General features: G+C 72.4%; 11 protein-coding genes. 9 read left to right on the top strand and 2 right to left on the bottom strand.

All coding sequences use genetic code 11. The annotated features are described in order from the left end of the window. Positions 1-84: 84 nt before the first annotated feature. Positions 85-264, bottom strand: coding sequence for a hypothetical protein (locus tag ACFW2G_RS20180; protein WP_037929641.1), 180 nt, complete (start codon positions 262-264; stop codon positions 85-87). Positions 265-510: 246 nt separating this feature from the next. On the opposite strand from ACFW2G_RS20180, the gene ACFW2G_RS20175 reads away from it, so the two are divergent. The 4 genes from ACFW2G_RS20175 to ACFW2G_RS20160 all read left to right on the top strand — a co-directional run bounded on the left by ACFW2G_RS20175 (position 511) and on the right by ACFW2G_RS20160 (position 4,037). Then, positions 511-1,164, top strand: coding sequence for a response regulator transcription factor (locus ACFW2G_RS20175; RefSeq protein WP_030008767.1), 654 nt, complete (start codon positions 511-513; stop codon positions 1,162-1,164). Between the two features lie 4 nt (positions 1,165-1,168). Then, entirely contained in the window at positions 1,169-2,413 is a 1,245-nt protein-coding gene (locus ACFW2G_RS20170) for a sensor histidine kinase (protein ID WP_384452197.1), read from the top strand. Between the two features lie 382 nt (positions 2,414-2,795). After that, the gene (locus tag ACFW2G_RS20165; protein ID WP_030036261.1) at positions 2,796-3,092 is read left to right on the top strand and encodes a DUF4193 domain-containing protein; all 297 of its coding nucleotides are present in this window, start codon (positions 2,796-2,798) and stop codon (positions 3,090-3,092) included. Positions 3,093-3,104: 12 nt separating this feature from the next. Continuing rightward, the gene (locus ACFW2G_RS20160) at positions 3,105-4,037 is read left to right on the top strand and encodes a hypothetical protein (protein WP_384581567.1); all 933 of its coding nucleotides are present in this window, start codon (positions 3,105-3,107) and stop codon (positions 4,035-4,037) included. Positions 4,038-4,079: 42 nt separating this feature from the next. On the opposite strand, the gene ACFW2G_RS20155 is transcribed toward ACFW2G_RS20160, so the two are convergent. Continuing rightward, positions 4,080-4,538, bottom strand: a complete 459-nt coding sequence (locus tag ACFW2G_RS20155; RefSeq protein ID WP_037929634.1) for a DUF3093 domain-containing protein — start codon at positions 4,536-4,538, stop codon at positions 4,080-4,082. Between the two features lie 58 nt (positions 4,539-4,596). Here ACFW2G_RS20155 and ACFW2G_RS20150 point away from each other — a divergent pair, with 58 nt between their 5' ends. The 5 genes from ACFW2G_RS20150 (at position 4,597) to ACFW2G_RS20130 (ending at position 10,192) form a co-directional block, all read left to right on the top strand. Further along, entirely contained in the window at positions 4,597-5,181 is a 585-nt protein-coding gene (locus ACFW2G_RS20150; RefSeq protein WP_037929631.1) for a PaaI family thioesterase, read from the top strand. After that, complete coding sequence (dut, locus tag ACFW2G_RS20145; RefSeq protein ID WP_037929629.1) at positions 5,181-5,726, top strand: dUTP diphosphatase; 546 nt, start codon at positions 5,181-5,183, stop codon at positions 5,724-5,726. The genes ACFW2G_RS20150 and dut overlap by 1 nt, the downstream gene beginning before the upstream one ends. 1 nt (position 5,727) lies before the next feature. Continuing rightward, positions 5,728-6,513 (top strand): DUF3710 domain-containing protein, encoded by a 786-nt coding sequence (locus ACFW2G_RS20140; protein WP_037929626.1) that lies wholly within the window; start codon positions 5,728-5,730, stop codon positions 6,511-6,513. A gap of 233 nt (positions 6,514-6,746) precedes the next feature. Then, positions 6,747-9,509: a DUF4118 domain-containing protein gene (locus ACFW2G_RS20135; protein WP_384581569.1), complete on the top strand. Its 2,763-nt coding sequence runs from the start codon at positions 6,747-6,749 to the stop codon at positions 9,507-9,509. Further along, positions 9,506-10,192, top strand: a complete 687-nt coding sequence (locus ACFW2G_RS20130) for a response regulator (RefSeq protein WP_384452181.1) — start codon at positions 9,506-9,508, stop codon at positions 10,190-10,192. The genes ACFW2G_RS20135 and ACFW2G_RS20130 overlap by 4 nt, the downstream gene beginning before the upstream one ends. Positions 10,193-10,202 lie beyond the last annotated feature (10 nt).

Raw genomic sequence — 10,202 nt, 5'->3', positions numbered from 1 at the left:
CGCCCGAAGGGGGCGGCCGGGGTCCATGTCGTCCCGGAGCCGGTGCTCAGCGGCCGCTCGGCGGCCGGTCGGCGCGGCGGCCGGTCAGCAGGCGGGCGCGGCGGCCGTGACCGGGACGCCGTGCTCGGCGGCCAGTCGCTGGAGGTCTTCCAGCTCCGCCTGTTCCACTTCCGCGAGGAAGTCGTCACCCGTCTCGCGGGCGTGCCTGAGATCCGACTGCGTGGCCCTGATGCGCTGCAGGAGACCCGCGGTGAATGCGTCCATGATGGGTTCGCCCCCTCTTCGTGGGTCGGCGGCGGCACGGGGCAGTACCGCCGTCAGGGAGTGGATGGGGTGTGCTCACGTCCTCCCCGGCACACTGGGCGCAGAAACCTCTCCCGGCCGGGGAATCCCCACTTCCGCCCCCGCAGGCCCCTCCCTGGCCCGCCTTACAGCCGGTTTACGGCCGAAACGGGCAGGATGTACGACGCAACAACGTGTGCCCTTTTGGGCTCGGAGGAAGGAAACGACGTGCGCGTACTCGTCGTCGAGGACGAGCAGCTGCTCGCCGATGCGGTGGCCACCGGCCTGCGCCGGGAGGCCATGGCCGTGGACGTCGTGTACGACGGCGCCGCCGCCTTGGAGCGGGTCGGCGTGAACGACTACGACGTGGTCGTGCTCGACCGGGACCTCCCCCTTGTGCACGGTGACGACGTCTGCCGGAAGATCGTCGAGCTCGGCATGCCCACCCGTGTGCTGATGCTGACCGCCTCGGGCGACGTGAGCGACCGGGTGGAGGGCCTGGAGCTGGGGGCCGACGACTACCTGCCCAAGCCGTTCGCCTTCACCGAGCTGACCGCCCGGGTGCGGGCGCTCGGGCGGCGGACCACCGTCGCGCTGCCGCCCGTACTGGAGCGGGCCGGGATCAAGCTGGACCCGAACCGGCGCGAGGTGTTCCGCGAGGGCAAGGAGGTGCAGCTGGCGCCGAAGGAGTTCGCGGTGCTGGAGGTCCTCATGCGCAGCGAGGGGACCGTGGTCTCGGCCGAGCAGCTGCTGGAGAAGGCCTGGGACGAGAACACCGACCCGTTCACCAACGTGGTGCGCGTGACGGTGATGACCCTGCGCCGCAAGCTGGGCGAGCCGCCCGTCATCGTGACGGTGCCCGGCTCCGGATACCGGATCTGACCACGTGGCGACCACCCCGGCCCCACCGACGGCGCCGCCGAAGCCGACCTGGGACCCCGGACAGCCCGAGGGTCCCTTCCCGTGGCTGAGGCCGACCATTCGGATACGCCTCACGCTGCTGTACGGCGGGATGTTCCTGATCGCGGGCATCCTGCTGCTGTCGATCATCTACCTGCTGGCGGCCCAGGCCCTGCGGCAGGGCTACGCCATGCCCTTCCAGATCGTCGGCGGACAGAACGTTCAGGTCGCCAGCACGGCCTGCCCCGGCGTGGGCATCGGACAGTCGTACGAACAGTTCAACGCGGCGATCGGCAAGTGTGCCCTCGAGCAGCGCAGGCACGCCCTGGACGACCTGCTCAGCCGCTCGCTGATGGCCCTGCTGGGCCTGAGCATCATCGCCTTCGCCTTCGGCTACGCGATGGCCGGCCGGGTGCTGTCGCCGCTGGGCAAGATCACCCGTACCGCCCGCCGGGTGGTCGGGTCCGACCTCACCCGGCGCATCGAGCTGGACGGGCCGGACGACGAGCTCAAGGAGCTCGCCGACACCTTCGACGAGATGCTCGACCGCCTGGAGCGGGCCTTCACCGCCCAGCAGCGGTTCGTCGCCAACGCCTCGCACGAGTTGCGGACGCCGCTGGCGATCAACCGGACCCTGCTGGAGGTGCACCTGTCCGATCCGGGCGCCCCGGTGGAGCTCCAACAGCTCGGCAAAACCCTGCTCGCCACCAACGAGCGCAGCGAGCAGTTGGTCGAGGGCCTGCTGCTGCTGGCCCGCAGCGAGAACCAGATCGTCGAGCGCAAGCCCGTGGACCTCGCGGAGGTCGCCTCGCGCGCCGTCGACCAGGTGCGGGGCGAGGCCGAGGCCAAGGGTGTGGAGATCCGCGGCGAGCGCGGGCCGGCCGTCGTCCAGGGCAACGGAGTCCTGCTGGAGCGGATCGCCCTCAACCTGGTGCAGAACGCCGTCCGGTACAACGTGCCGGAGGGCGGCTGGGTGGAGGTCACCACCGAGGCCCAGCACGGCCAGGCGGTGCTCCTGGTGTCGAACACGGGTCCCGTGGTTCCCGCGTACGAGGTGGACAACCTCTTCGAGCCGTTCAGGCGGCTGCGTACGGAGCGTACGGGCAGTGACAAGGGTGTCGGGTTGGGCCTGTCGATCGCGCGCTCCGTGGCGCGCGCACACGGCGGCAGGATCCAGGCGACGCCCCGGGAGGGCGGTGGCCTCGTGATGCGTGTCACTCTGCCCTGCTGAGACCACCGCCCCGTGTTCGCTTTTGGCTGAATACTTGGCCCCTGAACCCAGCACCTCCTGTGTGATCGATCACAGTCGGCGGTGTCCGGCCCTGTGAGTTCGGTGACTCGGGGGCGGCCGGAACGCCCGGGAAGTCCGGGTTTCCGGCCCCTCGAATGGCGGGAAATACACGGGGTGGCGTTTGTGCAAGACGGCGCCCGGACCGTGTACGGTCCCGGTCGTCATCCCAGCCGATCGCCCCTTCGGGCGGGCGGCTGGGTGTCGATTGAGTAACAGACCTTGATGTGAGGCAAAATCTCCGCCTCAGGTCGGGCACAAGTCCGGCCTCTCGTGCGTTACGTGCGCTGAGACACCGCTAACACCCAGAGGGGGAGAGCGAAAAATGGCAACGGACTACGACACTCCGCGCAAGACCGACGACGACGTCGACAACGACAGCATCGAGGAGCTCAAGGCTCGACGCAATGAGAAGTCGTCCTCGTCCGTCGACATGGACGAATTCGACTCGGCCGAGAGCCTGGAGCTTCCCGGTGCGGACCTCTCCAACGAGGAGCTCGCCGTCCGGGTCCTGCCCAAGCAGGCCGACGAGTTCACCTGCATGAGCTGCTTCCTGGTGCACCACCGCAGCCAGCTGGCGCGCGAGAAGAACGGTCAGCCGATCTGCCGCGACTGCGACTGAGAGGTGTCGGCCGTGACTGGCTCGACACCCTTTCGGAAGCGTGTCTTCCGAAAGCAGGGTGATCCGGCGGAGACGCAGGCGGTGACCACGGACCCGGAGACGGGTCTCGAAGCCGCCCCCGGCGACTCCGCCAGTGCGGCGCTCGCCGCTCCCTCCGACGCGGCTTCGGCGGCGCCGGTCGCGGAGTCCGGCGAGGGGTCCCGGCGCGGTGGCGGGAGCCGCCGGCTGCAAGCGGTCAGGAACGGAGTGCGCAAGGGCGGCGAAGGCGTGCGCGGCGCCGCCCTCTACGTCACCGACAGGATCATCGAGAACGCTCCGCGCGTCCCGGTCCGTGACCTCGCGACGCTGCGCGCGCAGTTCCCCGGCCTCGGACCCGAGCAGCTCGCCGACAAGCTGATCGCGGGCGCCACCGCGGCCTCGGCGACCGTCGGCGCCAGCATCGGCGCGGCGGCCATGCTGCCCGTGCCGCCCGCGATGCCCGCCGAGCTCGCGGCGGAGATCACCGGAGTCGCGGCGATCGAGCTGAAGCTCGTCGCGGAGCTCCACGAGGTCTACGGCCAGCGGCCGCCCGGCAACCTCAGGGAGCGGACGTTCGCCTACCTGACCGCGTGGACGGAAGAGCGCGGGGTCGACCTCACCAAGCCCACCACGCTGAACGCCGCGCTCGGCGGGCAGATGAAGCGCGAATTGCGTCAGCAGATCATGAAGCGGATGTTCCGCAGCCTGCCGAACCTCATGCCGTTCATGGTGGGCGCGGCGGTCGGAGCGGTCATGAACCGCCGCGACACCCGCAAACTCGCCGAGAAGGTCCGTGGAGACCTGCGCCGACAGGCGGTGGCCTGGGAGGCCCTGCGCGCCCTGCCGCCCCTGGAACGACCCGTGGAGCCCCTTCCCGAGGCCACCAGGGCAGCCCTGGAGGGTCCGCGGTACTTCACGCGCGACTGACGCGTTCGGCGGCCGGCCGCCCGGCACTGCGGGGCCGGCCCCTCAGGCCGCCCGCGCCGCACGCAGCGCCGAGACCAGGGCCTGCGGCTCGCGGGTGGAGACGTAGACGTACGGGGTCGGGTCGGCGGGGTCGGTGACCTCGACGCGCACCGCCGTCGGCACGTAGCTGCGCATCAGCATGAAGGCCCGGGGGTCCGCCTTGTAGGTGCGCCAGGCGCGCGCCTCCTCGGTGTCCAGGATCTCGGGCTCGCCCAGCGCCGACACCGGGATCCGGGCGTCGCCGACGGCCAGCGCACCGTTCACCACGCGCACGCGCGCGGAGCCGTACGAACTCACCAGGAACCCGGCCAGCGCCGTCCCGCCGACGAGGCCGGCCAGCAGGGGCATGGTGCCCAGGGGCAGCAGCATCAACGCGCCCGCGAGTCCGGTCAGGACGGCGATGCCCCACCAGGAGCGGGGGGCGGTCAGGCGTTCGTCGTGGTGCGCGGTGGAGGGCTGCATGTGCTCAAGCCTGCCACGAGGCGACCGGCGGGTAGCCGCGCGGGTAAGGTCTGCGGCTGTGAGTGGACGAAACACAGCGTTGACGCCCCCGGCCGATGCCGTCGCACCGGTCCGGCATCCCGACGCCCCGGCACCCGGTGAGCTCCTCGGTGCCCATTACGAGCACTGTTTCGGCTGCGGCGGGGGCCAGCCGCACGGACTCCACCTGGAGGCCCGCGCGGGCGAGGGCGTGCGCATCACCGCCGAGTTCACCGTCAGGCCCGCGCACCAGGGCGCGCCGGGGCTCGCCCACGGCGGGGTGCTCGCCACCGCACTCGACGAGACGCTGGGCTCTCTGAACTGGCTGCTGCGCGTCATCGCGGTGACCGGACGGCTGGAGACGGACTTCGTGCGGCCGGTGCCCGTGGACACCGTGCTCCACCTGGAGGCCGAGGTCACCGCCGTCGCCGGCCGGAAGATCTACTGCACGGCCGTGGGCCGGATAGGCGGGCCGGAGGGCCCGGTCGCGGTCCGCGCCGACGCGCTCTTCATCGAGGTGAAGGTCGACCACTTCATCGACAACGGACGGCCCGAGGAGATCCAGGCGGCGATGGCCGACCCGGACCAGGTCAGGCGTGCACGCGCCTTTGAGGTGAATCCCTGATGTCCCTGAGCAACAACGGATCCCGCCGCGACGTCGACGTGTTGTTGCGCCGCGTCGATCCGGAGGTTCCCATTCCGGCGTACGGGCACCCCGGCGACGCCGGCTGCGATCTGGTCACCACCGAGGCCGCCGTGCTGGAGCCCGGTGAGCGCGCGGTGCTGCCCACGGGGGTCGCGATCGCCCTGCCCGACGGGTACGCGGCCTTCGTGCACCCGCGTTCGGGGCTGGCCGCGCGCTGCGGGCTCGCGCTCGTGAATGCCCCGGGGACGGTGGATGCCGGGTACCGTGGAGAGATCAAGGTGATCGTGGTCAATCTCGACCCTCGCGAGAGCGTCCGGTTCGAGCGTTTCGACCGCATTGCCCAGCTGGTTGTCCAGCGGGTCGAGAAGGTGCGCTTCCACGAGGTGGCGGAACTTCCCGGCTCGGCCCGGGCCGAGGGGGGCTTCGGCTCCACCGGCGGTCATGCGGCCGTGGCCGGATCCGGGGCTGGTCAGCAGGGTGGGAATGGCTACGCTTCGGTCGTTACCGACCGGGAAGGACAGTGACGTGTTCGGACGTCGCAAGAAGAACGACTCCGCCAAGGACGGCGGCGCGGCCGAGCAGGTCGTAGACGGCGTCGCCGCCGCTGAGCAGGACGACACGGGCGAGTCGGACGGCGCTGCCGCGCCGCGCCGGATCAACCTGCCCCCGGCCCCGCGGCCGGACGGCCCCTGGGACGTCTCCGAGGTGCCCGGCAACCCGACCGACGGCCGGGTCGACCTGGGCGGCATCTTCGTACCCGGTGTCGACGGCATGGAACTGCGCGTCGAGGTGGCCGGGGACGCCATCGTGGCCGCCACCGTGGTGCTGGGTGACAGCGCCGTGCAGCTGCAGGCCTTCGCCGCCCCCAAGAAGGAGGGCATCTGGGGCGAGGTCCGCGACGAGATCGCCGCGGGCATCACCCAGCAGGGCGGCATCATCGATGAGGTCCAGGGCGCACTGGGCTGGGAACTGCGTGCGCAGGTCCCCGTCCCGCTGCCGGACGGGCAGACCGGTGCCCAGCTGGTTCGCTTCGTCGGCGTCGACGGCCCGCGCTGGTTCCTGCGGGGCGTCATCTCCGGCCAGGGCGCGGTGCGCCCCGAGTCGGCGGGCGTGCTGGAGCAGATCTTCCGGGACACCGTCGTCGTCCGCGGCGACGGCCCGATGGCCCCGCGCGACCCGATCGTCCTGAAGCTCCCGAACGACGCCCAGATGGTGCCGGACGGCGTGCAGACGGAGGACCAGGAAGGCTCCCGCTTCGGCGGCGGCATGGGCCAGCTCGACCGCGGCCCGGAGATCACCGAGGTCCGCTGACCCGCCGACCCCGGACGGCCCCCGCGCACAGGGGGGCGCGTCGTGTTCCCGGCCGGTGGGCCCCCTCCTTCAGGGAGGGGCCCACCGGCTCTCGCGCGCCCGGGGCGGAGCCCGGCGCTCCGGATCGGGCCCCTGGCGGAGTTCCGTCCGAGTTCCGTCAGAGATCCGTCAGGGATCGGCCCCGGGGCCGGGACGGGTGCCGGCCCGGACCGGACGTCCCCGAGAATGAGCCCATGGGACGCGGCAAGCTCAGGATCTACCTCGGCGCGGCACCCGGCGTGGGCAAGACCCACGCGATGCTCTCCGAGGGGCACCGCAGGACGGAGCGGGGCGCGGACTGCGTCGTGGGCTTCGCCGAGCACCACGGGCGACCGCGCACGCAGGCCGTGCTCCACGGCCTGGAACAGGTCGAGCGCCGGACCCTGGCCCACCGCGGCGCCCCCCTCACCGAGATGGACGTGGACGCGCTCCTCGCCCGCCGCCCGGCCGTCGCGCTGGTGGACGAGCTCGCGCACACCAACGCTCCCGGCTCGCGCAACGCCAAGCGCTGGCAGGACGTGGAGGAGCTGCTGCGCGCCGGCATCGACGTCGTCTCGACCGTCAACATCCAGCACCTGGAGTCGCTCGGGGACGTCGTCGAGTCGATCACCGGGGTGCGGCAGCAGGAGACCGTGCCCGACGAGGTCGTCCGCCGGGCCGACCAGGTCGAACTGGTCGACATGTCCCCGCAGGCGCTGCGCCGGCGCATGGCGCACGGGAACATATACGGGCCCGAGATGATCGACGCGGCGCTCTCCCACCACTTCCGGCCGGGCAACCTCACCGCGCTGCGCGAGCTCGCACTGCTGTGGGTGGCCGACCGGGCGGACGAGTACCTCCAGCAGTACCGGGGCGAGCACGGCATCCCCTCGACCTGGCAGGCACGGGAGCGGATCGTCGTCGGGCTGACCGGCGGCCCGGAGGGGAGCACCCTCATCCGGCGTGCGTCGAGGATGGCGGCCAAGGGCTCGGGCAGCGAGATCCTCGCCGTATACGTCGCCCGCAGCGACGGCCCGACCGCCGCCTCGCCGAAGGAACTCGCGGTTCAGCGCGCCCTGGTCGAGGACGTCGGAGGAACGTTCCATCACGTCATCGGCGACGACATTCCCGACGCCCTGCTGGCCTTTGCACGCGGGGTCAACGCCACCCAGATCGTGCTCGGCTCCAGCCGCCGCCGCCCCTGGCAGTACGTCTTCGGCCCCGGCGTCGGCGCCGGGGTGGCCCGCGACGCCGGCCCCGACCTCGACGTCCACATCGTCACGCACGAAGAGGTCGCCAGGGGGCGCGGCCTGCCCGCCGCCCGCACGGCGGCCCAGCTCGGCCGCAACCGGACCGCGGCCGGCTGGGTCGTGGGAACGGTCCTGCCGTTGCTGCTGTGCCTGTTGCTCACGCACGTCGACGCGGACCTCGGGCTCGCCAACGACATGCTGCTGTTCCTGTCGCTGACGGTGGCCGCCGCGCTGCTGGGAGGGCTCTGGCCGGCCCTCGCCTCCGCAGCGCTCGGCTCGCTGCTGATGAACTACTTCTTCGCGCCCCCGCTGCACCGGTTCACCGTGTCCGACCCCAGGAACATCCTCGCCATCACCGTCTTCTTCGGCGTGGCCGTCTCGGTGGCCTCGGTGGTGGACCTGGCCGCCCGGCGCACCCACCAGGCCGCCCGTCTGCGCGCCGAGTCCGAGATCCTCTCCTTCCTCGCCGGAAGCGTGCTGCGCGGCGAGACCACGCTGGACGCGCTGCTGGAGCGGGTGCGCGAGACCTTCGCCATGGAGTCGGTGGCCCTGCTGGAGCGGACCGGCGACCGGGAGCCCTGGAAGCCGGCCGGCAGCGTCGGCCCCGGTGCGGTGGCCCGGCCCGAGGACGCCGATGTAGACATGCCGATCGGCGACCACATGGCCCTCGCGCTGTCCGGGCGGGTCCTGCCGGCGGAGGACCGCCGGGTGCTCGGCGCCTTCGCCGCCCAGGCGGCCGTGGTCCTGGACCGCCAGCGCCTGGTCGGCGAGGCCGAGGAGGCCCGCAGGCTGGCCGAGGGCAACCGGATCCGCACCGCCCTGCTGGCCGCCGTCAGCCACGACCTGCGCACGCCGCTCGCCTCCATCAAGGCGTCCGTCACCTCGCTGCGCTCCGACGACGTGGAATGGTCCGAGGAAGACCGGGCCGTGCTCCTGGAGGGCATCGAGGACGGCGCCGACCGCCTCGACCACCTGGTGGGCAACCTCCTCGACATGTCACGGCTGCAGACCGGGACGGTCACCCCGCTGATCCGGGAGATCGACCTCGACGAGGTGGTCCCGATGGCGCTGGGCGGCGTACCGGAGGACAGCGTGCTGCTGGACGTGCCCGAGTCGCTGCCGATGGTGGCGGCGGACCCCGGGCTGCTGGAGCGGGCCGTGGCCAACGTCGTGGAGAACGCCGTCAAGTACAGCCCGGCCGGCGAACCGGTGCTGGTGGCGGCCAGCTGCCTCGGCGACCGGGTCGAAATGCGGGTCGTCGACCGTGGGCCGGGCGTCCCCGACGAGGCCAAGGACCGGATCTTCGCCCCCTTCCAGCGGTACGGGGACGCCCCGCGCGGCGCCGGGGTGGGCCTCGGGCTGGCCGTCGCGCGCGGCTTCACCGAGTCCATGAACGGCACCCTCGCGGCCGAGGACACCCCCGGCGGCGGGCTGACCATGGTGCTGACCCTGCGGGCGGTGTCCCGACGGCCTGCCCCGGCCCCGGCCCCGATACCGGTCTCGGGTACGGCCGACGGCGCGGACGGCACGGGCGGCATGGACGGCGCGGACGCCGGGCGCGGCGGGTACGGCGGCGGGCCCGGGGGAGACGCTTCCCGAGCCTCGCGTCCCCCCGGCACGGACCGTGCCGGGCCCCACCACGCCGGCACGGACCGCGCCGGGACCGACCCACTCGACACCGGTCACGACCGTGGCCGGACGACGCGACAGAAGGCAGGACGCCGATGACCCGGGTGCTCGTGGTGGACGACGAGCCGCAGATCGTCCGAGCCCTCGTGATCAATCTGAAGGCGCGCACGTACGAGGTCGACGCCGCCTCCGACGGCGCGAGCGCACTGGAGCTCGCGGCCGCCCGCCACCCCGACGTGGTCGTCCTCGACCTCGGTCTGCCGGACATGGACGGGGTGGAGGTGATCAGGGGGCTGCGCGGCCGGAGCCGCGTGCCGATCCTGGTCCTCTCCGCCCGGCACAGCTCCGACGAGAAGGTGGAGGCCCTGGACGCGGGGGCGGACGACTACGTCACCAAGCCCTTCGGCATGGACGAGCTGCTGGCCAGGCTGCGCGCCGCCGTCCGCCGGGCCGAACCGTCCGCCGGGTCCGGCGCGGACGGCTCGGTCGTGGCGACCGAGGGCTTCACGGTGGACCTGGCCGCCAAGAAGGCGGTGCGCGAGGGGCACGACGTACGGCTGACGCCCACCGAGTGGCACCTGCTGGAGGTCCTGGTCCGCAACGGCGGCAAGCTGGTCGGCCAGAAGCAGCTGCTCCAGGAGGTCTGGGGACCCTCGTACGGCACCGAGACGAACTACCTGAGGGTCTACATGGCCCAGTTGCGGCGCAAGCTGGAGGCGGACCCCTCGCGTCCGCGGCACTTCATCACCGAGCCGGGCATGGGATACCGCTTCGAGAGGTAGTCGGTGCGCC

It is taken from the genome of Streptomyces sp. NPDC058880 (assembly GCF_042742535.1).
GTDB lineage: Bacteria > Actinomycetota > Actinomycetes > Streptomycetales > Streptomycetaceae > Streptomyces.
The sequence above is the reverse complement of the archived record's forward strand: the minus strand, read 5'-3'. Positions and strand labels throughout refer to the sequence as shown.

Coding starts and splice junctions, on each gene's coding strand:
- ACFW2G_RS20155 (WP_037929634.1), bottom strand. CDS start 4,538: ATGCAGCCCTCCACCGCGCACCACGACGAACGCCTGACCGCCCCCCGC.
- dut (WP_037929629.1), top strand. CDS start 5,181: ATGTCCCTGAGCAACAACGGATCCCGCCGCGACGTCGACGTGTTGTTG.
- ACFW2G_RS20130 (WP_384452181.1), top strand. CDS start 9,506: ATGACCCGGGTGCTCGTGGTGGACGACGAGCCGCAGATCGTCCGAGCC.
- ACFW2G_RS20180 (WP_037929641.1), bottom strand. CDS start 264: ATGGACGCATTCACCGCGGGTCTCCTGCAGCGCATCAGGGCCACGCAG.
- ACFW2G_RS20135 (WP_384581569.1), top strand. CDS start 6,747: ATGGGACGCGGCAAGCTCAGGATCTACCTCGGCGCGGCACCCGGCGTG.
- ACFW2G_RS20165 (WP_030036261.1), top strand. CDS start 2,796: ATGGCAACGGACTACGACACTCCGCGCAAGACCGACGACGACGTCGAC.